Origin of the sequence: Pseudorhizobium halotolerans, assembly GCF_902153235.2 — a bacterium.
Lineage (GTDB): Bacteria > Pseudomonadota > Alphaproteobacteria > Rhizobiales > Rhizobiaceae > Neorhizobium > Neorhizobium flavum.
Map to the genome: position 1 here is coordinate 401,573 of NZ_CABFWE030000016.1, position 22,771 is coordinate 424,343.

The following is a 22,771-nucleotide window of genomic DNA, read 5'->3' on the forward strand; positions in this document are numbered from 1 at the left end:
CTAGGAATCGGTGGAGTGCTTGTGCCCGCGGATGCCGCGAGCGTCAATGGCGGCAGCGATCTCATCCGCGGCCTTCAGGGTCTGGATCGTCAGCGGCGCAAGGACTGTGGTTGGGCGCAGCTTCAGCCCGCGAGCTCGATGCGCCTGCTTCAGGAGGTCATAGCGAGACAGGACCTCCGGTACGAAGCGGATGACGAGGCCGACCGCAAGCCCGATGTCGTCGGCCCGCACGAAGCCAAGCCGCTCCAGCGGTCGCGCCGCCCGGCTAACCACGTCGATGAAGGCACCCACCGGCGTTGTCGCGGTGACAGCGGCGGCAACCAGCATCAGCGTGGTGAGCCGCAGCAGCGCCACCATGCCCTCTTCCACCGAACCCAGAAGGACGGTCGCCAGCGCCACGACGACGATCGTCAGCAGGATTGGTCGCAGGCGGATCCAGCCGGCTCTGACGCCGATGCCGGTGGAGGCATAAAGGACAAACCCAGCGAGCGCTGAAGCTCCGAGGATAAGCGGCGAGCGCGTCAGGAACACCGCCAGGCTCACCACGAGCACGAGGATGAGTTTTGGTCCCGCGGAAAGCTGATGGAGCAGGCTTCTGCCCTGGATGTAGAGGGAATTCATGCCCCGGCGATCTCGCGGTAGCGCCGGATCGCGTCCGCCGGCAGCCCGTCCATCAGGATCTGGCCTTCGTGGAAGAGCAGGACGCGATCGAATGTTTCGACGAGTTCCAGATCATGGCTGATGACGACCACATCCTCCTCCAGCCGGTCGATTGTTTTCTGGACGAGGAGACGATTGCGCAGGTCGAGCTGGTTGGTCGGTTCGTCGAGGATCACTAGCGCCGGCTCGGTCACCAGGACCGATGCGAGCGCCGCAAGCTGAAGCTCGCCGCCGGAAAGTTCGTGCACCCGCCGGTCTGCCAGAGGCTCGATGCCGAAGCGGGCGAGCACGCCGTCGACCTTTGCTTTCACCTCGGTTCGCGTCAGCTTTTGGGCACGAAGTCCAAGTTCGACGTCCTCTCGCAGGATTGGCAGGATGATCTGGTTCTGGGGGTTCTGGAAGATGAAGCCGACCTGGCTGCGCACGCCTTCGCCATCTTGCGCTGTGTCCAAACCGTTGACGGACACGCGCCCATGGCTCGGCTGGACGAGCCCATTGATCATCCTGGCGAAGGTGGTCTTTCCCGAGCCATTGAGGCCGATGATCCCGATTCGCCTTTCCGTCAGGGAAACCGAGATCGGCCGCACTGCCATGCGGCCGTCGAAGCTCGCTCCTGCCTGGAGAAATCTGACGTCCAACTTGCGTCCTCTCGACTGTGGAGGGCTCCCTATAGACCGGATGCCGGGGCAGGGGAATGCAAAACATAAGGTGAACATTGAAGTGCGCCGATGATCGCCCTAATGTTGCGGACATGGCGATTCTTATCCCGAACGAGCAGGCGCGGCGGATCTTTCTTGAGCGGCAGGGCCTCTCCCTGCCCCCCTCCCGCAGCCTCGACAAGGCCGGACTGTTGAGCCTGATCGACAAGCTCGGCTTCGTGCAGATCGATAGTATCGCGACAGTCGAACGCGCCCATCACATGATCCTGTTCTCGCGCAACCAGACCTACCGGCGCGAGCACCTGCAGAATCTGCTGGAGAAGGACGGTGAGCTTTTCGAGCACTGGACGCACGATGCCTCGGTCATCCCGTCTGCTTTCTTCCGCTACTGGAAGCATCGCTTTGTACGCCGCGAAGCGGTGATCGGGGAGCGATGGAGAAAATGGCAGGGCGAGGATTACGACAGCGCCTTCGAGGAGACCTACCGGCGGATCGTCGAGGGTGGCCCTATCATGGCCCGGGAGATGAAGGCGGATGAGCACAAGTCCGGCGGATGGTGGAACTGGCATCCCAACAAGACGGCGCTCGAGTACTACTGGCACACGGGCAAGCTCGCCATCGCCGGGCGGGTGAATTTCCAGAAGGTCTATGACCTCACGGAAAGGGTGCTACCGGCGCATCATCACGAACCGGAGGTCAGCCACGAGGAATTCGTCGATTGGGCCTGCCGCAGCGCGCTCAAGCGGCTGGGATTTGCGACGTCCGGCGAGATCGCCGCGTTCTGGGCCCTCGTCACGCCGCAGGAGGCAAAGGACTGGGTCGACGCCCATCGCGACGAGTTGACGGAGGTGGTGATCGAAAGCGCCAATGGCAGCAGGCCGCGGGCAGCCCATGCCTTCCAGGATTTTCCCACTTCGCTGGATAATATTTCCGAGCCTCCGGGGCGCATCCGCGTCCTCAGTCCGTTCGACCCCCTGCTGCGCGACCGCAACCGGGCCGAACGACTGTTCAATTTCAGCTACCGGATCGAGATATTCGTGCCCGAGCCGAAGCGCCAATATGGCTACTACGTATTTCCGCTGATCGAGGGCGACCGGATGATCGGCCGCATCGACATGAAGGCGGATCGCAAGGCGGGATCTCTGGATGTCAGGCGTCTCTGGCTCGAGCCGGGCGTTCGCGCCTCGAACGGCAGGCTGGAAAAACTGGAAGCAGAGCTGTTACGCGTCGCGCGTTTCACCGGCGTGGAGCGCGTCAACTACCTGGCGGGTTGGCAGCCCTGAGGAAAGACATACATTGGACACTCTACATCAAATGATGTATATAGGAGCCATCATCTGAACGAGAGAGCGAGCGCATGGCAACAGCATTGGAACTTGTCTCACCGCAGAGCACCCGCCGACGCCAGACATTCGCATCGGAAGAGGACCGGGTCCGGCTGTCTGCCACCGCGCTCAAGGCTTTCGTACGTCTTGTGGAGGAATGGGATCTCACAGGGGCGCAGGCGGCTGCTCTTCTCGGCGTGTCAGTGAGCACCTGGGATCGGCTGAAGCCGGGAAGCGAGCGCAGGACGCTGAGCCAGGACCAGATGACGCGCATCTCCGTCCTGACCGGCATCTACAAGGGCCTGCATCTGCTGTTTGCCGACCGCATGGCCGACCGCTGGCCTTCTCTCCAAAACTCGGGGCCTCTGTTCAATGGCCAGACGCCGGTTGCCGCGATGATCGAAGGCGGTATCCCGCTCTTGCTGGACGTTCGGCGCTACATCGACGCAGTGCGTGGGGGACTGTGACCGGTGACGGATGACGTACCGGTCATCACCACGGCCTATTCGAGGACTGTTCGGCTGGTCACCACGGCAAGGCTGAGGGAGTCGGTGCTGGCGTCCCTGGTCGACGATGCCGACGAACTCGCGCAATTGGCCGAAATCGAAGGCGCCACCAGCAGCCGTAGCGTGGCCGAGACGACCGGCATTTCCGGCCTCGACGCGAATGAACTCGTCTACGACGTGCCTCATGCGCACTTCATCAATGCGAGTTTCGCCTATGCGAAGCCTCGCGAGCCCAATCGCTTCAACGGGGAAAATCGCGGTGCCTGGTATGCGGCACTCGAGGTCGAGACGTGCCTCGCCGAAATAACCTTCCACATGACCGAGTTCCTTGGCCGGACCGGTCATTTCGAAGCGACGGTCGAGTATGCTGAAATGTTCTGCAGCCTCTCCGGCGACTTCCTCGATCTGAGGCCGCTACCCAGTCACCCGGCGCTCCACCCGGACAAGGCGATCGGCTATCCCGAAGGCAATGCGCTTGCCGCCCAGGCTCGGGTACAAGGGCTGAACGGGATCATGTACCCGTCCGTCCGCCATTCCGGCGGCACATGTTTCGCAGTGCTTCGACCGGCTGCGGTTCAATCCGTCCGCCAGGGGGATGTCTACAGGTTGGTCTGGAGCGGGGACGCGTCTCCGACCGTCGAGGGGCCGATCAGCGCCTAGCCGCCACGACTGTGGCGGCCGATGCCAGCCTTAGCAGATCACCGTCTCAGCGATCCGGATGCCGAAACCTTCCAGCCCGACATAGTGCCGCTCGCTGCGGGTCAGAAGCTTGATGGATGTAATGCCGAGGTCCTTGAGGATCTGCGCGCCGAGGCCGATTTCTAGCCATTCGCTCTCGCGCGCCTGGGCCTGCTCATGCGCTTCCTGATCGTGGCGATACTTGCGCCCGTGATCCTTCTGGCCGACGCCGACGGAACCTTCGCGCAGATAGATGATCACCCCGCGGCCCTCGGTGGCGATCCTCTCCATGTAGGTATCAACCGCCCGCTGGGCGCCGAAGACATCGGCTGCCACGTTCTCGAGATGCAGCCTGACCGGGATGTCCACGCCGTCGCGTATGTCCCCGAAGACGATCGCGACGTGCTGCATCGGGTCCCAGGGCAGGGAATAGGCATGGCCCTTCGCCTTCCCGAAGCGGGTCTCCACATCGAAGCTCGACTGCAACTCGATCAGCGTTTCCTTGCGCTGCCGGTAGGCAATCAGGTCGGCCACGGAGACCTGCTTCAGGCCGTGCTTCTCGGCGAAGGCCGCGACCTGGGCGCCACGCGTCACGGTGCCGTCGTCATTGACGAGCTCGCAGATGACGCCAATCGGCGGAAGGCCCGCGAGCTTGCAGAGATCGACGGCAGCTTCCGTATGACCGGACCGCATCAACACGCCGCCTTCGCGCGCGACCAGCGGGAATATATGGCCGGGGCGGACGAAGTCCGAAGGGCCAACGTTGGGGTTGGCGAGGTTGCGGACCGTCAGCGTCCGGTCTTCGGCCGAAATCCCGGTCGTGGTGCCGTGCTTGAAGTCGACCGTTACGGTGAAGGCGGTGGTATGCGCGCTGTCGTTTTCCGCCACCATGGCATTGAGGTTTAGGCGCTTGGCCTCCTCGCGCGGCATGGGCGCGCAGACGATGCCGGATGTGTGGCGAACGATGAAGGCCATTTTCTCGGCCGTGCAGTGGACGGCGGCGACGATCAGGTCGCCTTCGTTCTCGCGGTCGTCGTCATCCGTCACGACGACGATTTCGCCGGCTTCGAAGGCACGGATAGCGTCCACGACGCGTTTCTGGTCATAGGCCATGAAGAAGGTCCTTATCGCTGCCGCCCGGTCTGCGCCCGGTCGCGGAGGTAGTGGTCGGCGATGGCGCAGGCTACCATGGCCTCGCCGATCGGTACGGCGCGGATGCCGACGCATGGATCATGCCGGCCCTTGGTGCGGACATCGACATTGTTTCCGTCGGCATCGATCGACTGCCGTTCCGTGAGTATGGAGGAAGTCGGCTTGATGGCGAAGCGCGCCACCACCGGCTGGCCGCTGGAAATCCCGCCCAGAATGCCGCCTGCATGGTTGGAGAGAAACAGCGGCTTGCCGTCATTGCCCATGCGCATTTCGTCGGCATTCTCCTCGCCGGAAAGTTCGGCGGTCGCAAAGCCATCACCGATCTCGACGCCCTTCACCGCATTGATCGACATGAGCAGCGAGGCGATGTCCTGGTCGAGCTTGCCGTAGATCGGCGCGCCCAGTCCGGCCGGGACGTTCTCGGCCACGACCTCGACGACTGCGCCGATCGACGAGCCCGCCTTCCGAATAGAGTCGAGATACTCTTCCCAGACCGGCACCGTCTCGGGGTCCGGGCAGAAGAACGGGTTCTGGTCGACCTGCGCCCAATCCCAGTTGGCACGGTTGATCTTGTGCTTGCCGATCTGCACCAGCGCTCCGCGGACCACGAGGTCTGGCACCACCTTGCGTGCCACGGCCCCAGCGGCCACGCGCGCTGCCGTCTCGCGGGCGGAGGAGCGTCCGCCGCCGCGATAGTCGCGGATGCCGTATTTTACGTCATAGGTGTAGTCGGCATGTCCCGGGCGATAGCGTCGCGCGATCTCGCCGTAGTCCTTCGAGCGCTGGTCGGTGTTCTCGATCAGCATGGAGATCGGGGTGCCGGTCGTGACCATCGTCTCGCCGTCCTCGGCTAGCATCACGCCTGACAGCACCTTGACGATATCGTCCTCGCGTCGCTGCGTCACGAACCGGGATTGTCCCGGCTTGCGCTTGTCCATCCAGCCCTGGATTTCGGCAAGCGTCAGGCGGATGCCAGGAGGGCAGCCATCGACGACACAGCCGAGCGCGGGGCCGTGGCTCTCGCCCCAGGTGGTAACTCGGAAAAGATGGCCAAATGTGTTGTGAGACATTGTGGATCGCCTGTGAAGAACGGGCCGTTGCCGGTTCCGACGGGGCTGTCTTAGGGAAAACGGCGCCGGGCGACAAGCGTTTCTTGTCAGGCTGCGGCACGCGCCCAACGGAGGATCGCCGACTCGGTGAACTCGGCGAACGACAGGGGTCTGGCAAAGGCGTAGCCCTGCAGCAGGTCGCATCCCAGTTCCCGCAGCATGGCGGCGTGCTGCATGCTTTCGACCCCCTCTGCCACGGTCTCGACGCCGAGCGAGCGGGCGATGTCGATGATCGAGCGGACAAGCGCCCGTTCCTGCGGCGAGTGCAGGATCGGCATGACCAGTTGGCGGTCGATCTTCAGGCGTTGCGGCTTGAGCTTAAGCACGCCGACGATGGAGGTATGGCCAGTGCCGAAATCGTCGATCTCTATATCGATGCCGAGGCCGCTTATCTGCTCGAGATTGCGCGCGACGACATCCTCATGTTCGTCCAGGAAGATAGATTCGACGAGCTCGAACGCGATCTGGCCGGGTCTGATATCCAGCAGCTTCAGGCCTTCGATCAGCTTTTCGTCATGCAGGCGACGGGACGATACATTGACCGACACGCGCGGCACGCTCACGCCAAGTTCCGCCCAGCGTTTGAGGTCCTTCAACACCGTTTCCAGAACGATCTGGTCAATGGTTGCGGCGACATTCAATTCCTCGGCAATCCGCAAGAAGCGGTCTGGGGTGAGGATGCCGAGATGGGGATGGTTCCAGCGGACGAGCGCCTCGACCCCCGCAAGCTGACTGGTGCGCGCATCGAACTGGGGTTGGTAGCGTGTCGTGAACTCATGGTTCTCGAGGCCCGCCAGCAGTTCGTCGGCCGTGCGCTTGTGGCCGACGATTTCGGCCTGCAGGTTCTGGGTAAAGAACTCGTAGCGGTTCCTGCCCATGGCCTTGGCCCGGTAGAGGGCAATGTCGGCATTCACGAGGACGCGGCGCGCATCGATGTTGACACCACTTGCCTGCGCGATGCCGATTGAGACGCCGCCGCGGCATGCAAAACCCTCGAAGTCGATCGGCTGGCGAAGCTCGCCGATGATGCGGGTCGCAAGCTGCGCGACGCGATCATGGCCGTTCTCATCGCGAATGAGGATGACGAATTCATCACCGCCGATGCGGGCGACGATGTCGTTCTCGCGAATATTGCGTGACAGCACTTCGGAGGCATGCACCAGCATCGCGTCTCCGGCCGCGTGTCCAAGCGTATCGTTGATCTGCTTGAAGCGGTCGAGATCCAGGTGGAGGATCGTGAGCTTCTGTCGTTCGGCTCGGCTCTGGCGCGACAGGAGATCCAGTTCCGCGTCCAGCTTGCGCCGGTTCCCTAGACCCGTCAGGGGGTCGTGCAACGCGTTGTGTTCGATGCGGCTCTTGGCGAATTCGAGTTCGATGTTCTTGGCATCAGACTCGGCCTTGGCAGCCTTCAATTGGGCCGTCAGAACGGCGTCTTCTGTTACGTCGAAGGCAATGCCAACGACCTTGCGGCGCCCGTTTCGATCGACCTGAAGCTGCCCGACGGAACGGATATAACGGACATCGCCCTCGCCCTGCGGAACGCGCACGACGAGCGTCTCCTTGATGCCGGAAGTCTGGAACTGATAGGAGACCGTCTTCGCCATCTCCCGGTCGTCGGGGTGCACGAGCTTGGACCATTCGTGGTGCGAGACGATCCCGTCCGTGTAGGGGATGCCGTAGAGCTGGCACATGCGCTCGTCCCATCGCTCCGTCCGTGTTTCCAGATCGACCTCCCAGATGCCGCAGTTGTACGAGGCGAGAGCGAGATCGAGCTTGTTCGAAAGTTCCTCGAGCTCCTGCTCGCGCTTGGAGAGCTCGTCGAGCGCCAGCTCCAGTTCGGCGTTCTTGATGTCGCTGACCGCCTTGGCGTCGCGCAGCATCTGCGCCATCAGCATGTCGGCCGTCACGTCCCAGACAATGCCCGTGCTGCGGAGACTTCCATCCGGATTGCGGTAACTTGCGCCGGCGGATCTGAGGTAGCGGACCGCCCCGTCCTCCGTCCTGACGCGATAAGTTTCTGTGCATGCAGTCTTGGCGCAGATGCAGTTGAAGAAGTGTGCTTCCGCCGCTTCCAAGTCCTCGGGATAGATCGCGCCGTGCCAGTCATCCAGCCTGTTGCGCACCCCATCTTGTTCGCAGCCATGCAGAGCAGCAGAACGGTCGTCCCAGAACAGGTGATGCCCGTTGTCGGTCACCTCCCAGATCCCGATATTGGACGCTTCCATGGCGAGGTTGAAACGCTGTGACAGTTCCAGAAGGTTCGCCTCGCGGGCCTTCAACGCGGTGATGTTGCGGTTGCGTTCGCCGATGAGGACACTCGCCAGCAGGATCGGGAGCATCACGCCGAGGCCGCCGAAGACCAGGGAGAAGCGGTATTCGGCTTGGTCTGGTGCGGTCACGTCCCACCCGGTCGATGGCGCAACGACGACCTGCCAGACGGCCGTCGCCAGCGGTATCTGCCATTCGAGCGGCTGAAGATCGCTGACGTTCGCTTGTCCGACGAAGGGGATCTGCACGCGGCTGTCGCGGATGGCTATCTCCAGTCCGGGAGCATTCGTCAGGCGTGCTGCATCGAGATCCGGGACGAACTCAATGCCGGATGCTGCCATCAAAGCGATCTTGTCGATCAGCAATGCTACGCTGATGGGCCGCTCCGCGCTTGCCGGGGCTTCGATGGGAGAGACGATGATGAGGAACGGGCTGTCAGGTTTCGACATGATCGCCGATGCCCGCATGGCCACCTGCTTCCGCACCGCGACAGCAAGCCTATCTCCATCGAGAGGTGACCGGCTGAGGAATGTGTCAAGGCCGTTTTCCGATGCGACCGCGATCGCCGCTACACTGGGATTCCGCTGCAGTTCGTGTTCCGCAAGCGCCTGGAAGAGCTCCTCCGACCCGAACGCTTGCGATTGATGCGCGAGAGCCAGCCGCCCGGTCGCCGCTACTTCGTCATCGATTTCCGATTTGATGCGCAGGGAAACGAACATGATCGCTCGCTCCGCGCGTTCGCGCAATTCTTCCTGATATTGTCGCCGGTGTCGCTCATCGAGCGATACGGCCAGGAGCAGGACCAGGCCGGCAACCGCCACGGTTGCTACTGCAAGAACCGGAGTCCTTCCGACGATTGGCCGCAGATGCGCGCGCAGCATTCCCCAGGCAGTCAAACTCGCCCCTTTTTATCTCACCTGACAAGCGACGGTTTTACATGGTCCGGGTTAATGGCTGATTGCGCCGTCCAGGAGCCTCATGCGCCGGGAGAGACAACATCCCCGCGTTAACGGAGGTCTGCGCTTAGAGGCTTGATCGGAATTAACAATCAGGTCACTACTTGCACGGAAAAAGTCATGACCGCGGGCGAATTTCGCCACAATCCGGAGACTATCTTGCGCCTCTATCAAGCCTGTCTGATTTGCCTGAAAGTCCCCGCCATGCGCTTCCTGATTGCTGCCCTGCTCGGAACTGCCAGTCTCCTCTCGCCGCTGAGCGGCTTCGCACAAAGTTCGGACGTGGAAGCCACCATCCAGTCGGTGGATCTCAACGACCTGACGCTGACACTGGATGACGGAAAGACCTACAAGGTTCCGGAGGAGTTCAATTTCGAGGGCTTGGAGTCCGGCGTGAAGGTGCTGGTCTTCTACACCGAAGTCGATGGCAGCCGCGTGGTGGATGATCTGGAGATCGTCCAGTAGGTCAGTGCCAGCCGAGGCTGCCTGAATCCAGGTCGACTTTCAGGATCTTGTCCTGTGGGACGTTCATCTTGGCCGCTTCCTCTTCGGTGGTATCTGCCACCAATCGGAAGATGGATCTTACGACGCCGCCGTGCGTGACGCAGATCGTCGGCCGGTCCAGTGATTTCAGCCAGGCCCCGACCCGCCAGGAGAGGATTTCGTAGCTCTCGGCATCCCTGCCCGGCGGAATGAAGTTCCACTTTTGCGCATCTCTCGCCAGCAGTCGTTCCGGTGCGAAATCGTGCACCTCTGCCAGCGTATGGCCTTCCCAATCCCCGAAGGAAAGTTCGAGCAGTCGCTCGTCCGTACGGTAGGCCGATGGGTCGAGCCCCATTGCGGTACGCAGCCGCTCCATGGTCTCCCGTGTACGGGAAAGAGGGCTGGCAACGAAATCGTAGGAGGACGGATCTCCGATCATCTCCAGGAGAACCCGCCCGTTGCGGGTCGCCTGAGAACGACCGCGCTCGTTGAGCGCAATGTCCTTTTGTCCCTGGAGGCGCCCTTCGGCATTCCAGTCCGTCTGGCCGTGGCGGACCATGTAGATGAGCACGGCCTTCGTCCCTGGCGTCAATCCTTGATGACGGAGATGTCCGGAGCATCGACGGCTTTCATGCCGACGACATGATAACCGCTGTCGGCATGGTGGACTTCGCCAGTAACCGAGCGCGACAGGTCGGACAGCAGGTAAAGGCCGACATCGCCCACTTCCTCGATGGTGACCGTGCGACGCAACGGGGCGTTGTACTCGTTCCACTTCAAGATGTAGCGGAAGTCGCCGATCCCGGAGGCAGCAAGCGTCTTGATCGGGCCGGCGGAAATGGCATTGACGCGGATATTCTTGGGGCCGAGATCCACCGCCAGATACTTCACGCTCGCCTCCAGTGCCGCCTTCGCCACGCCCATGACGTTGTAGTTCGGCATGACCTTCTCGGCGCCGTAATAGGTCAGGGTCAGCATCGAGCCACCGTCTGACATCAACTTCTCGGCGCGTCGCGCCACCGATGTGAACGAATAGACGGAAATCCGCATCGTCTTGTCGAAATTGTCGGCCGTGGTGTCGACGTAGCGCCCAGTCAGTTCATCCTTGTCGGAAAAGCCGATGGCGTGAACGAGGAAATCGATCTTCCCCCACAGCTTTTCGATCTCCGCAAATGCGGCATCGATGCTTGCCTCGTCGCCGACATCACAGTCGCCGGCAACCACGGCGCCGATCTCTGCGGCAAGCGGTTGGACCCGCTTGCGAAGGGCATCACCCTGGTAGGTAAGAGCGACTTCGCCCCCTTGTGCGTGGATGGCCTTGGCAATGCCCCAAGCGATCGAGCGGTTGTTGGCGACGCCCATAATGACGCCGCGCTTGCCTGCCATGAGGCCTGAAGCCTGAACCATGCTGTGTCCCCTGAGACCAAAGTCGAAACCTGAAAAAGTCAGGCCTGCCTATGGCATAGGCGGTTCAACCGTTCAAGTTGACTTGGATCATCTCATGTAGCCACTCGTAACAAAGAGTGCATGGCGAGGGGATGGGGCCAGCCAGGATCAGACGTAGAGGCCCTCGCGCATGTGCCGCATGAGGTCCGTCACTTTCGCGTCGGGTTTTTCCCACAGCATCACCCGCAGTTCGACCACAAGCTTGCCGCGATTGCCATCACCATCGGGGAGCCCGAGTTCGTCCAGTTCGATGGCCCGATCCGACCCTGACCATGGTGGGACCGTGATCTGTCTGGGTCCCTCCGGTGTGTCGACCTGGGTTTCGGTTCCGAGCACGGCGTCCTCGAGCGAAATCGGCATGATGGTGTGGATATCGTATCCCTCGACCCGGAACTTTGCGTCTGACACCAGTTTGAGGGTCACGAGCAGGTCGCCGCGCAGCATGCCCGGTACCTTCAGTCCCTGGCCCTTCAGGCGCGCAACATGGCCGGCGGTCATGCCGGGCTCCAGCCGGAAGTGAACCTCGCGATCCTCCGGCAGCTTGATCGCCACCCAGCTCTGCTTCAGAAGTTCTTCGAGCGAAACATGCGCTTCGACGGCATGATCCGGCGCCTTTTCCGGCGGAGCATTTACCCCGCGAATGCGGCGGACGAGTGACGCAATGAGATCAACCGCCTGCACGGGCAGCGGCCGCGGCTCCGGCGCGATATTGCCGCCTTCCGACGGATTTTTGTCCGTTCCGGCAGCTGAACCCGAGGAGAAAGATGAAGGTTGGGACTGAGCCCTTCCGCTTGCCTCGCTGTCCTGCCTCGTCCGGCCTTCGTCGGCGCTCGCACCTGCATCCTTCGCGGCGCCAAATATCCGTTCGACCATGTCTTCGGCAGCTTCCGTGTCGGGCGCTGCCGCCTTGGCATTCGCCTGTGCCTGCGCGCGCTGGGCATTGGCCCGTGCGAGCTCCTCCATGACCTTCTCGGCATTTGCCTTGGCCGCCTTGGCGCGCTCGGCAGCTTCGCGTGCAGCCTGGCGCTGCTGCAGGATCGTTTGGTGGGCGTCGACGGCGCGGTCGTAGCGCTTGCGGCGCTCAGGGTCCTTCAGAACCTCATAGGCCCGGCCGACTTCTGCGAAGCGGCTCGAAGCGCCGGGGTCGCTTTGATTGTGGTCGGGATGGACGGATTTGGCCTTCGAGCGCCAGGCAGCCTTGATCTCGTCTGCATCGGCATTTCGTTGCACACCAAGAACAGAGTACGGATCACGCATGAAAATGACCACCGGTTCAAAGAATGGCGTAACCCACGATGCGTGGCCCCGCCTGTTATAACGACGACAACGTTCACGGAGTCGACCGGTTCCTTTCCCGGTGTCTCCGCGGCACTGAAGGTTATCAGGACAATTGTGAATCAGTGGTTACGCGTGCCGTGCAGGGTGCCGGACGGTTAAAATTCTACTGACGATCGAAAGCAGTCAGCAACCAGTCGCCCCGACCGGTCATGCATGCCTGGCCGGAGAACATCGCTATTCCCTCGTAGGAATGACGGGTGGTCTTGAAGTCGCGACAGACCCGGCCTGCATTTCGCGCTTCCTTGATGGTCGATACCACGCCTGCGCTGCCGGTGGCCGTGTTTGCCCAGGGTAGGGGCGTATCGCCGACCTTGGCAAGATCGGCCGATGTCACGGCGTTGCGGACGGTCGCCTCGTCCGACTGGACGTCTTCTGATCCGCTGCGTGGCACGGTTCCCGTCGAGATCGAGCGGTCGACCTTCGATGCGCTGCCGAGCAGGTCGAGACTGCTGGTACATGAGGTCAAGGAAAGCGCGATCGATATCAGGGCGAACGCATGCGTACTTGTTCGGACCAGCCACTTTGAGCGCTTGTTCGACTTTGCTATCAGTACCACCTTGCGTCCTGTCCGGGCTGAGTCACGGGCAAATTCACCAGTCGGGAGTGTTTTAGTCAATATGTCTGAGAGTGGGTTAACAACGAGTGACTTCACCGAAGAACACGAGCCCTTTGCCCTGTTCGGAAAATGGCTGAAGGAAGCGGAGACATCCGAGCTGAATGATCCGACGGCCGTGGCGCTCGCCACGGTGGACGACCTTGGCATGCCCAACGTGCGTATGGTCCTGCTGAAGGGATATGACGAGCAGGGCTTCGTCTTCTACACCAACTTCGAAAGCCAGAAAGGCCGGGAAATCCTTGGCCAGAGGAAGGCGGCAATGTGCTTCCATTGGAAGTCCCTGCGTCGGCAGGTGAGGCTGAGGGGCGAGGTCGAGGTGGTGACCGACGCCGAGGCCGACGCCTACTACGCGACCCGTCCCCGCGGCAGCCGGATCGGGGCCTGGGCGTCGAAACAGTCCCGGCCTCTCGAAGGTCGGTTCGCGCTGGAAAAGGCCGTGGCTGAGTTCACGGCGCGATATGCGATCGGGGAGATCCCGCGCCCGGCGCACTGGTCCGGCTTCCGTATCAAGCCCGTTTCCATCGAATTCTGGCACGACCGCCCCTTCCGCCTGCATGACCGGATCGAATTCCGGCGTCCCTCTCCCGAAGGCGCTTGGGAAAAGGTCAGGATGTATCCCTGATCCTAACGCATCAGCTTGAAGGGGATGCCGGAAGCCAGCGCCGAAACGTAGCGGGGACGCTGGAAGTGCCCGTTCAGGGAAATCCGGGGCAGGGCGCTCAGCCGACCTGCTGAGCTTTCGTCGATCGTCCCGGGCTGCGTGGTGACCGCTACCTCGAAGCCGACCTCCCGTGCTATCTCCGTGTCCCGCTCAGTCACGGCAGCTGGAAATCCATAAGGATAGGCGAAGGCACGGGGGCGCTTGCCCGCGAGCGTCTCGAGCCAGTCCGCCGATTGCTCCAGCTCGCGGCCCGCCTCGGCCGTCGGAAGCCGGGCGACGTTGCGATGGCTGAGTGTGTGGGCGCCCGGGGACGCTAGGGGATGCGACGCGATCTGTCGAAGTTCGTCGCAACTCATGACGAGATCACCGGTGATCTTCAACGGATCGATCCCATGCTCGCGCGCAAGCCCATCGATCCGGGCAACCGCGACGTCCTCGGGCTCGGTCTCGACGAAGCGTGCGAAGCGATCGAACGCCTGCAGTTTCTGCGGCTCCGTGGAAAGGTTGAGGCTCTCTTCGCCTTGGCCGAAATCAAACCGAAGTGTGTCGTTGCAAGTGAGAAGACGTCCGAGCGTCTCCCACCAGAGCGTATGGGTGCGCTCGCAAAAGCCGCGGGTGAAGAAAATCGTGAAGGGAACGCCATGCCGCTCGAAGACCGGCAATGCGTGCTCCGCATTGTTGCGATAGCCGTCGTCCAGCGTAAAGACTGCGAACGGCTGTGTGCCAGGCGACCGCAGCCGCGCAGGAACCTCATCCAGCGGAATGAAGTCATACCCATCCTCTCGGAGCTGCGCGATCGCCTGATCGAGGAATTCGGGGGTGACTTCCAGATGCCTGTTGGCGGCAAAGGACGAGGCGTCTGCCGGGCGGACGTGGTGCAGCGTGAAAATTGCACCACGGCCCCTGGCCCGCCCGATGGCTCCGGCCCGTGAGAGCAGCGCCGCTGCCTCGAGTGCGCCGGCAATAGCCAATCGCTTGCCTCGTCGCTTCAGCAGCGCCTTCAACCGCATATTCATAGATATGGACCCGCCCCGTTGCCCCACCTGCCGGAGAAGTTAGACGGGATTGTCTTAATCGTTACTGAACCCGTTATCGGGCATCGGCCGCTCGTATCGGACCGAAAAGCCGATCACGTCTGAGTAGAAGGCGCGGCTCGTTCGCCAATCCGAGACGGCGAGTTCCGGAACCAGGGCGTTTGCCGCCAACGCTCTAAGTCCGCGTGCCGCCGACCGTGACCTGGTCCATGCGGAGATGCGGCTGGCCGACGCCCACGGGTACCCATTGCCCCGCCTTGCCGCAATTGCCGATGCCGGTGTCGAGCTTGCTATCGTTGCCGACCATCGAAACGCGCTTCATGGCCTCTGGCCCGTTGCCGATCAGCATGGCGCCCTTGATGGCCGGGCCGATCCTGCCGTTCTCGATCATGTAGGCCTCGGTGCACCCGAAGACGAACTTGCCGGAGGTGATGTCCACCTGCCCGCCGCCGAAGGAGACCGCATAGATACCCTTCTTGACGGAGGCGATGATCTCTTCCGGCGTCTTGTCCCCGCCCAGCATGTAGGTGTTGGTCATGCGCGGCATGGGCACATGCGCATAACCCTGGCGGCGCCCGTTGCCGGTCGGCGTCATACCCATCAACCGGGCATTCTGCCGGTCCTGCATGTAGCCGACGAGCTTGCCGTTCTCGATCAGGACGTTGTAGCCGGAGGGGGTCCCTTCGTCGTCGATGGTGATGGAGCCGCGGCGATTGTCGATCGTGCCGTCGTCGACGACGGTCACGCCGGGCGCGGCGACCATTTCGCCGAGCAGACCGGCGAAGGCGGAGGTTTTCTTTCGGTTGAAGTCGCCTTCAAGTCCATGGCCAACGGCCTCGTGCAGCATCACGCCCGGCCAACCGTTGCCAAGCACGACATCCATGGTGCCTGCAGGTGCCTCGATGGCTTCAAGATTGACCAGCGCCTGCCGGAGCGCCTCGTCGGCACCCGTCTTCCAGTTGCCGCTGGCGACGAAATCGCCGAAGCCCATGCGACCGCCGGTGCCGAAGGAGCCCGATTCCTGCCGGTCGCCATCACCCACCACGACGGAAATGTTCACCCGCGTCATCGGCCGGATGTCCTGCACCCGGTGGCCGTCGGCGCGCAGGATGTCGACCACCTGCCAGCTGGCGGAAGCCGTGGCGGTCACCTGCCGCACCTTAGGATCCTTGCCCCTCAGATAGGTGTCGATCTCCGTCAGGAGCTTCACCTTCTCCTCGAAGCTCGGCTGGCCGATGGGGTTCTCGTCGCCATAGTATTTCTTGTTGGTCCGCTGCGGTGCCGCGGCATAGGAGCCGGCATAGCCGGCCGTGACTGCCCGCACCGCATCGGCTGCGCGTGATAGGGCCGCCGCTGACAGTTCGCCCGCATGCGCATAGCCAACCGATTCCCCCGCAACGGCACGAAGTCCGAAGCCCTGGTCGGTGTTGAAGCTCCCGCCTTTCAGCCGGCCGTTGTCGAATGTGAGCGATTCCGCCTGGGCATGTTCCACGAACAGCTCGCCGTCATCGGCAGCCGAAAGGGTTTCAGAGAGAATGCGGCGCAGCCTTGCCTCGTCGCAGTCGAAAAGGCTCAAGAGGTCGGTGTTCATCAGTAAAAAGCTCCCTTGCTCCCCGATGACGGGAAGCGTGTGAAACCGATGTAGGTCCGGCTACCGGCCGAAGCAAGGATCAGGGCAGGGCGTCGTAGCCGGCGGCGAAGCCGGTCAGCTCGATCGGAATGCCGACGCGGTCCTGGTCGACCGATTCCCGCAACGCGAAAACGGCGTTCTTGCCGGCCCGCAGAATGCGCATCAGCTCGTCGTCGATCTCCACCTCCACATAGCATCCCTCGGAGAAGCAGCGGGTGAAGTAGGCGCGACCGATATTGTTGTTGTCGACGAAGAGTTCCATGCCGTCCTTGAGCAGGACGCCGAGCGGCGCGAGGATGCGAAGGATCTTCGCCTTGCCGTCGGCAGTCTTCAGCACAACCACCGAAAGGCCGACTTCCGGTCGGTCATCGGCGATGACGTTCTGCATTAGCGCACACTGCTCCGACGAGGCACCCGCAGGCTGGTCGCAAATGATCGACCATGCGCCGTGGTTGGAGCGCACTGCGCCGGGCTGCTGCCCCGATGGCGTCGGTACGCGATCCTCGGGGGAAGGCGCAGCCTCCGTGCCGGGCGCCGGTGCAGCAGGTTGCTGTGCCTGCGCGGAAAGCGTCGAGCCGGCAAGGACAGCAACGAGACAAGCGGCAATGATCGAGGAGCGACCCATAAAACCCTCTGGACAGCGAATCGGTGCGGCTATTCTTGGCGTTGCAGGCGCGAAATGAAAAGCCCCGACCTCTTCCCAATCGAGTGAGGCGAAAATGGGACTGGTGTCCCGAGGGAGGGAGGTGGCGCACCCGGATTTTGTGCCAAAACCCGTGAGACTCTTGGCATTTGACGAAGCGCAAAAATGCCGCACGGCGTTTTCCCGCCAGATATTGCGGCGACCGTCAAACTGTGATTGAAGCAGGTCACATAGCCTGGATTCTGCGTTTGAGGTTGATCCAGATCAAACGCCTGAGGAGAATTAGTGATGAACAGAGCTTTTGCGGTGATGACGGCGCTCATCTGTCTGCTCTTTGCTTCTGCCGGTTTCGCCGATCAGCCCACGCCGTGGCAGGTTGACCTGCAGGCCCCCGCCACCCCGATCATGCAGGAAATCAAGTGGTTCAATAACTACACACTGTGGTTCATTGTCCCGATTACCTTCCTTGTTCTGATCCTTCTGGTCGTCGTCGTCATGAAGTTCCGCGCCAGCGCCAATCCGGTGCCGTCGCGCACGAGCCACAACACGATGATCGAAATCATCTGGACCATCGGGCCGGTTCTCGTTCTCTTCCTCATTGCGATTCCTTCCTTCAATCTCCTAAACGCGCAGCTGACGATCCCGACCAACCCGGATCTGACGGTCAAGGCAACCGGCACCCAGTGGCTGTGGAGCTATGAATACGAGGGTGGCGAAACTCCGCTCGCCTTCGATTCCTATATCCTCAGGGACGAAGACCGTGCCGCGGCCGGCAAGGAAGATCTCGCCGCCTATCCGCGCCTGCTCGCCGTCGACAACGAAATGGTCGTGCCGGTGAACAAGACTGTTCGCCTGCTGGTAACGGCAGCGCCGACCGACGTCATCCACGCATTCGCCATGCCTGCCTTCGGCCTGAAGATCGACGCCGTGCCGGGCCGTCTCAACGAGACATGGTTCAAGGCGGAGCGGGAAGGCATGTATTATGGCCAGTGCTCCGAGCTCTGCGGCAAGGACCACGCCTTTATGCCGATCGCGATCCGCGTCGTCTCCGAAGAGCAGTACAAAACCTGGCTCGCGGCCGCTCAGTCAGACCTGGCCGGCGCCAATCGCGCCCTGATGGCTGCAGTTGACGAGTCGGATGATGCCGTTCGCCTTGCGGCAACCGAATCCAAGTAACGAGGAGTGAGGACAATGGCTGGACCAACCGCTCACGACGATCACGCTCACGCCCGCACTGCCTCGCACGACGATGCGCACGGGCATCATGACCATAAGCCGGGCTTCTTCGCCCGCTGGTTCCTTTCGACCAACCACAAGGACATCGGCACGCTCTACCTGATCTTCGCGATCATCGCGGGCATCATCGGTGGCCTCATGTCCGTCGCGATGCGCATGGAGCTCCAGGAGCCCGGTATCCAGATCTTCCACGGCCTCGCGGCCATGGTCTACGGCTTCGAGGGTGACGCTGCCATCGACGGCGGCAAGCACATGTATAATGTGTTCACCACTGCGCATGCTCTTGTCATGATCTTCTTCATGGTCATGCCGGCGCTGATCGGCGGCTTCGCCAACTGGATGATTCCGATCATGATCGGCGCTCCGGACATGGCCTTCCCGCGCCTCAACAACATTTCCTTCTGGCTGTTGCCGCCGGCTTTCCTGCTGCTGATGCTGTCGCTCTTCGTTGAGGGGCCTGCCGGTGCCTACGGTGCAGGTGGCGGCTGGACGCTCTATCCGCCGCTGGCGACGGCTGGCCATCCGGGCCCTGCCATCGACCTGGCGATCTTCGCGCTACACGTTTCGGGCGCGTCCTCCATTCTCGGTGCGATCAACTTCATCACCACGATCCTGAACATGCGCGCTCCAGGCATGACCATCCACAAGATGCCGCTCTTCGCATGGTCGGTGCTGGTCACCGCATTCCTGCTGCTGCTCTCGCTTCCGGTTCTCGCAGGCGGCATCACCATGCTGCTGACCGACCGTAACTTCGGCACCACCTTCTTCGCACCGGAAGGCGGCGGTGACCCGATCCTCTACCAGCACCTCTTCTGGTTCTTCGGTCACCCGGAAGTCTACATTCTGATCCTGCCGGGCTTCGGCATCATCAGCCACATCGTGTCGACCTTCTCGCGCAAGCCGGTCTTCGGTTATCTCGGCATGGCCTATGCCATGGTCGCTATCGGTGCCGTCGGCTTTATTGTCTGGGCTCACCACATGTATACGGTCGGCCTGTCGCTCGATGCGCAGCGCTACTTCGTCTTCGCCACGATGGTCATCGCCATCCCGACGGGGATCAAGATCTTCTCATGGATCGCGACAATGTGGGGCGGCTCGCTCACCTTCCGCACGCCGATGATCTGGGCGATCGGGTTCATCTTCCTGTTCACCGTCGGCGGCGTGACGGGCGTCCAGCTCGCCAATGCCGGCCTCGACCGCTCGATGCACGACACGTACTACGTGGTTGCACACTTCCACTACGTCCTGTCGCTCGGCGCCGTCTTCGCCATCTTCGCGGCCTGGTACTACTGGTTCCCGAAGATGTCCGGCTACATGTACTCCGAAATGCTGGGCAACCTTCACTTCTGGGTCATGTTCATCGGCGTGAACCTGGTGTTCTTCCCGCAGCACTTCCTGGGTCTGGCAGGCATGCCGCGCCGCTACATCGACTACCCGGATGCCTACGCAGGCTGGAACTGGGTGTCCTCGATCGGCTCGTACATCTCCTTCCTCGGCGTCATCATCTTCCTCTACATGGTATGGGAAGCCTTCGCGAAGAAGCGCGTCGCCGGTGACAACCCGTGGGGCGAGGGCGCCAGCACGCTCGAGTGGCAGCTCTCTTCGCCGCCGCCGTACCACCAGTGGGAACAGCTGCCGAAGGTCCGCTGATCCAGGCCTGAATAGAACAGGGCACCGCTCCCGGCGGTGCCCTGAGCAATAACAGAACGGACAAGATGATGACGGTAATCGATCACGATGCAGTTGGCGACGAGAGAGGCATCAGCCTTTCTGAAGCCAGTGCGCGCGATTTCTTCGAGCTCCTGAAGCCGCGGGTGATGTCGCTTGTGGTCTTTACCGCGCTCGTAGGGCTGGTCGTGGCGCCGGGTAGCATCAACCCAGTCCTGGCTGCGATCTCCATCCTGTGCATCGCCGTCGGCGCCGGCGCATCCGGGGCCCTGAACATGTGGTATGACGCCGATATCGATGCCGTCATGTCGCGTACGGCGAAGCGCCCGATCCCGTCCGGACGGATCGAGCCGCGCGAGGCGCTGGCCTTCGGCCTCACGCTCTCCGTCTTTTCCGTAGCGATCCTTGGGCTCGCCGTGAACTGGGCCGCTGCCTCTCTGCTGGCCTTTACGATCTTCTTCTATGCCGTCGTCTATACGATGTGGCTGAAGCGCTCGACGCCGCAGAACATCGTCATCGGCGGTGCCTCCGGTGCATTTCCGCCGATGATCGGCTGGGCCTGCGTCACCGGCAGCGTCTCGCTCGACAGCATCCTGCTCTTCCTCATCATCTTCCTGTGGACGCCCGCGCATTTCTGGGCGCTGGCGCTCTTCAAGATGCGCGACTACGGCTCGGTCGGCATTCCCATGATGCCAAACGTCGCCGGTGAGCGCTCCACGAAGAACCAGATCGTCGTCTATGCCGTCCTGACTGCGGCCATCGCCGTCGCGCCCTATCTCACGGGGTTGGCGAGCCTCGGCTATGGCCTGTTCGCGGCGGTGCTTGGCGCTGTCTTCATCTACTGTTCCATCGCCGTCTGGCGCATGCCGGATGGCGACCAGAAGATGATCGCGGCAAAGAAGATGTTTGCCTATTCGGTCTTCTACCTCTTCGCGATCTTCTCCGCCCTGCTTGCCGACTATTTCGCGGCCGGGCTGGCCAATCTGGCGGGAGGCATACAATGATCGAGACCGTAAAGGTGACCGACAAGCAGAAGAAGTCGCGGCGCAACCGCAATGTTGCGCTCGGGCTGCTCCTCGCGGGGCTCGTCGGGCTCTTCTATGTCATCACCATCGTGAAGATCGGCGGCATCGGCGGTTGAGGAGTGGAACATGACGCAGGTTAAGGCATCACAGGACAGACGGGTCGGCAACGGCACGATCATGGCGATGTGCTTCGTCTTCGTCGGCGGCATGATCGGCATGGCCTATGCGGCGGTGCCCCTCTACCAGCTGTTCTGCCAGGTGACCGGTTACAATGGCACGACCCAGCGGGCGGAGCAGTATTCCGACGTCATTCTGGATCAAACGCTCCCTGTAACCTTCGACGCCAACACGTCGAACGGCCTGAACTGGGATTTCAAGGCGGCGAAGCGCATCGAGCCGAAGATCGGCGAGACCGTGCAGGTGACATTTACCGCGACGAACAGGTCGAGCGAACGCACCACCGGTACCGCGGTCTTCAACGTCACGCCCATGGAGGCGGGGGCCTACTTCAACAAGGTCGAGTGCTTCTGCTTCACGGAGACGACGCTCCAGCCGGGCGAGAGCCTGGAAATGCCGGTGGTGTTCTTCGTTGATCCGGAGATCACCAAGGCCGAGGAAACAAAGAACATCAAGACGATCACGCTGTCTTACACCTTCTACCCCTCGCAGCCGTCCAAGCCTGTTGCGGCGGTTCAGGAAAAGGGTAAGCCGGTCAATGGGCAACTTTGAGAGGATTCGCCGGTTTTCCGGCGAGCATGCAATGATCCGGGGATTCTGACATGGCCGACGCGCATCAGAAACATCACGACTACCACATCATCGACCCGAGCCCCTGGCCGCTTATCGCGTCCATCGGCGCCTTTATCATCACCTTTGGCGGTGTCGGCTACATGCGCTACCTGAACGGTGGCGAGTTCAACATGCTCGGCATCAACTGGGCGTCGCCGTGGCTGTTCTACATTGGCCTCGCTATCATTCTCTACACCATGGTGGGCTGGTGGAGCGACACCATCAAGGAAGGCCGCGAGGGCAACCATACGCGGGTCGTTTCCCTGCATCTCCGCTACGGCATGATCATGTTCATCGCCTCCGAAGTCATGTTCTTCGTGGCGTGGTTCTGGGCCTTCTTCGATGCGAGCCTTTTCGCCAACGAGGCGATCCAGGCTTCGCGCGTGGAGTTTACGGGTGGACAGTGGCCGCCGGCCGGCGTCGAGGTTCTCGACCCGTGGCACCTGCCGCTCTACAACACCGTCATCCTGCTTCTCTCCGGTACCTGCGTGACCTGGGCCCACCACGCCCTGCTGCACAATGACCGCAAAGGGCTCGTGAACGGGCTCGCACTCACTGTCGCGCTTGGCCTGTTGTTCTCCTTCGTGCAGGCCTACGAATACGCAACCGCTCCGTTCGAGTTCTCCAATTCGATCTATGGCGCGACCTTCTTCATGGCGACTGGCTTCCACGGCTTCCACGTCCTGATCGGTACGATCTTCCTGATCGTCTGCCTCATCCGTGCCATGCGTGGCGGGTTCACCCCGCAGCAGCACTTCGGGTTCGAGGCTGCGGCATGGTACTGGCACTTCGTCGACGTGGTGTGGCTGTTCCTCTTCTTCTCCATCTACATCTGGGGTGGTTGGGGTGCTCCGCTCGCCCATTGATCGGGCGGGTCCAGAAGACCACA

23 protein-coding genes and 1 pseudogene are annotated in these 22,771 nt (G+C 62.0%); 11 read left to right on the forward strand and 13 right to left on the reverse strand.

Features of this window, described 5'->3' with window-relative positions; all coding sequences use genetic code 11:
• Both FN060_RS22210 and FN060_RS22215 read right to left on the reverse strand, forming a co-directional pair.
• Entirely contained in the window at positions 1-621 is a 621-nt protein-coding gene (locus FN060_RS22210) for an energy-coupling factor transporter transmembrane component T family protein (protein ID WP_142590076.1), read from the reverse strand.
• Positions 618-1,298: an energy-coupling factor ABC transporter ATP-binding protein gene (locus tag FN060_RS22215; RefSeq protein WP_244665912.1), complete on the reverse strand. Its 681-nt coding sequence runs from the start codon at positions 1,296-1,298 to the stop codon at positions 618-620. The genes FN060_RS22210 and FN060_RS22215 overlap by 4 nt, the downstream gene beginning before the upstream one ends.
• Positions 1,299-1,411: 113 nt before the next feature.
• On the opposite strand from FN060_RS22215, the gene FN060_RS22220 reads away from it, so the two are divergent.
• From FN060_RS22220 to FN060_RS22230, 3 genes are all read left to right on the forward strand, one after another.
• The gene (locus FN060_RS22220) at positions 1,412-2,602 is read left to right on the forward strand and encodes a winged helix-turn-helix domain-containing protein (RefSeq protein WP_142590078.1); all 1,191 of its coding nucleotides are present in this window, start codon (positions 1,412-1,414) and stop codon (positions 2,600-2,602) included.
• A gap of 74 nt (positions 2,603-2,676) precedes the next feature.
• Positions 2,677-3,111: an antitoxin Xre-like helix-turn-helix domain-containing protein gene (locus FN060_RS22225; protein ID WP_142590079.1), complete on the forward strand. Its 435-nt coding sequence runs from the start codon at positions 2,677-2,679 to the stop codon at positions 3,109-3,111.
• A 3-nt stretch (positions 3,112-3,114) separates the two neighbouring features.
• Positions 3,115-3,810, forward strand: coding sequence for an RES family NAD+ phosphorylase (locus FN060_RS22230; protein ID WP_142590080.1), 696 nt, complete (start codon positions 3,115-3,117; stop codon positions 3,808-3,810).
• Between the two features lie 30 nt (positions 3,811-3,840).
• Here FN060_RS22230 and ribB read toward each other — a convergent pair whose 3' ends face one another.
• The 3 genes from ribB to FN060_RS22245 form a co-directional block, all read right to left on the reverse strand.
• On the reverse strand, positions 3,841-4,941 hold the full coding sequence (gene ribB, locus FN060_RS22235; protein WP_142590081.1) for a 3,4-dihydroxy-2-butanone-4-phosphate synthase: 1,101 nt from the start codon (positions 4,939-4,941) through the stop codon (positions 3,841-3,843).
• A gap of 11 nt (positions 4,942-4,952) precedes the next feature.
• Entirely contained in the window at positions 4,953-6,050 is a 1,098-nt protein-coding gene (gene aroC, locus FN060_RS22240) for a chorismate synthase (RefSeq protein ID WP_142590082.1), read from the reverse strand.
• 86 nt (positions 6,051-6,136) lie between these two features.
• Complete coding sequence (locus FN060_RS22245) at positions 6,137-9,253, reverse strand: bifunctional diguanylate cyclase/phosphodiesterase (RefSeq protein ID WP_244665913.1); 3,117 nt, start codon at positions 9,251-9,253, stop codon at positions 6,137-6,139.
• Positions 9,254-9,517: 264 nt separating this feature from the next.
• On the opposite strand from FN060_RS22245, the gene FN060_RS22250 reads away from it, so the two are divergent.
• Positions 9,518-9,778 (forward strand): DUF1344 domain-containing protein, encoded by a 261-nt coding sequence (locus tag FN060_RS22250; RefSeq protein WP_052641748.1) that lies wholly within the window; start codon positions 9,518-9,520, stop codon positions 9,776-9,778.
• A gap of 1 nt (position 9,779) precedes the next feature.
• On the opposite strand, the gene FN060_RS22255 is transcribed toward FN060_RS22250, so the two are convergent.
• The 4 genes from FN060_RS22255 to FN060_RS22270 form a co-directional block, all read right to left on the reverse strand.
• Positions 9,780-10,367 carry a histidine phosphatase family protein gene (locus FN060_RS22255; protein WP_183949847.1) on the reverse strand — a complete coding sequence of 196 codons (588 nt, stop codon included), beginning with the start codon at positions 10,365-10,367 and terminating at the stop codon, positions 9,780-9,782.
• Between the two features lie 17 nt (positions 10,368-10,384).
• The gene (fabI, locus tag FN060_RS22260; protein ID WP_142590083.1) at positions 10,385-11,203 is read right to left on the reverse strand and encodes an enoyl-ACP reductase FabI; all 819 of its coding nucleotides are present in this window, start codon (positions 11,201-11,203) and stop codon (positions 10,385-10,387) included.
• A 147-nt stretch (positions 11,204-11,350) separates the two neighbouring features.
• On the reverse strand, positions 11,351-12,499 hold the full coding sequence (locus tag FN060_RS22265; RefSeq protein ID WP_142590084.1) for a DnaJ C-terminal domain-containing protein: 1,149 nt from the start codon (positions 12,497-12,499) through the stop codon (positions 11,351-11,353).
• Between the two features lie 184 nt (positions 12,500-12,683).
• Entirely contained in the window at positions 12,684-13,136 is a 453-nt protein-coding gene (locus FN060_RS22270; RefSeq protein ID WP_142590085.1) for an RT0821/Lpp0805 family surface protein, read from the reverse strand.
• A gap of 61 nt (positions 13,137-13,197) precedes the next feature.
• On the opposite strand from FN060_RS22270, the gene pdxH reads away from it, so the two are divergent.
• Positions 13,198-13,818 (forward strand): pyridoxamine 5'-phosphate oxidase, encoded by a 621-nt coding sequence (pdxH, locus tag FN060_RS22275; protein ID WP_142590086.1) that lies wholly within the window; start codon positions 13,198-13,200, stop codon positions 13,816-13,818.
• Positions 13,819-13,820: 2 nt separating this feature from the next.
• On the opposite strand, the gene FN060_RS22280 is transcribed toward pdxH, so the two are convergent.
• The 4 genes and pseudogenes from FN060_RS22280 to FN060_RS22290 form a co-directional block, all read right to left on the reverse strand.
• Positions 13,821-14,873 (reverse strand): polysaccharide deacetylase family protein, encoded by a 1,053-nt coding sequence (locus FN060_RS22280; RefSeq protein WP_142590087.1) that lies wholly within the window; start codon positions 14,871-14,873, stop codon positions 13,821-13,823.
• A gap of 63 nt (positions 14,874-14,936) precedes the next feature.
• Positions 14,937-15,062, reverse strand: a pseudogene (locus FN060_RS23485) (bleomycin resistance protein); the annotation flags it as partial.
• Positions 15,063-15,066: 4 nt separating this feature from the next.
• Positions 15,067-16,482 (reverse strand): metalloprotease TldD, encoded by a 1,416-nt coding sequence (gene tldD, locus FN060_RS22285; protein WP_142590088.1) that lies wholly within the window; start codon positions 16,480-16,482, stop codon positions 15,067-15,069.
• A gap of 79 nt (positions 16,483-16,561) precedes the next feature.
• Positions 16,562-17,146, reverse strand: a complete 585-nt coding sequence (locus tag FN060_RS22290; RefSeq protein ID WP_142590089.1) for an invasion associated locus B family protein — start codon at positions 17,144-17,146, stop codon at positions 16,562-16,564.
• Between the two features lie 306 nt (positions 17,147-17,452).
• Between FN060_RS22290 and coxB the strand changes: the two genes are divergently transcribed.
• The 6 genes from coxB to FN060_RS22320 all read left to right on the forward strand — a co-directional run bounded on the left by coxB (position 17,453) and on the right by FN060_RS22320 (position 22,748).
• The gene (coxB, locus tag FN060_RS22295) at positions 17,453-18,340 is read left to right on the forward strand and encodes a cytochrome c oxidase subunit II (protein ID WP_183949845.1); all 888 of its coding nucleotides are present in this window, start codon (positions 17,453-17,455) and stop codon (positions 18,338-18,340) included.
• A 15-nt stretch (positions 18,341-18,355) separates the two neighbouring features.
• On the forward strand, positions 18,356-20,050 hold the full coding sequence (gene ctaD / locus FN060_RS22300; RefSeq protein ID WP_142590091.1) for a cytochrome c oxidase subunit I: 1,695 nt from the start codon (positions 18,356-18,358) through the stop codon (positions 20,048-20,050).
• Between the two features lie 68 nt (positions 20,051-20,118).
• Positions 20,119-21,072, forward strand: a complete 954-nt coding sequence (locus FN060_RS22305; RefSeq protein WP_142590092.1) for a heme o synthase — start codon at positions 20,119-20,121, stop codon at positions 21,070-21,072.
• Positions 21,069-21,209 carry a hypothetical protein gene (locus FN060_RS22310; RefSeq protein WP_172977787.1) on the forward strand — a complete coding sequence of 47 codons (141 nt, stop codon included), beginning with the start codon at positions 21,069-21,071 and terminating at the stop codon, positions 21,207-21,209. The genes FN060_RS22305 and FN060_RS22310 overlap by 4 nt, the downstream gene beginning before the upstream one ends.
• Positions 21,210-21,219: 10 nt before the next feature.
• Positions 21,220-21,822 carry a cytochrome c oxidase assembly protein gene (locus tag FN060_RS22315; protein ID WP_077548103.1) on the forward strand — a complete coding sequence of 201 codons (603 nt, stop codon included), beginning with the start codon at positions 21,220-21,222 and terminating at the stop codon, positions 21,820-21,822.
• 50 nt (positions 21,823-21,872) lie between these two features.
• The gene (locus FN060_RS22320; protein WP_077548102.1) at positions 21,873-22,748 is read left to right on the forward strand and encodes a cytochrome c oxidase subunit 3; all 876 of its coding nucleotides are present in this window, start codon (positions 21,873-21,875) and stop codon (positions 22,746-22,748) included.
• Positions 22,749-22,771 lie beyond the last annotated feature (23 nt).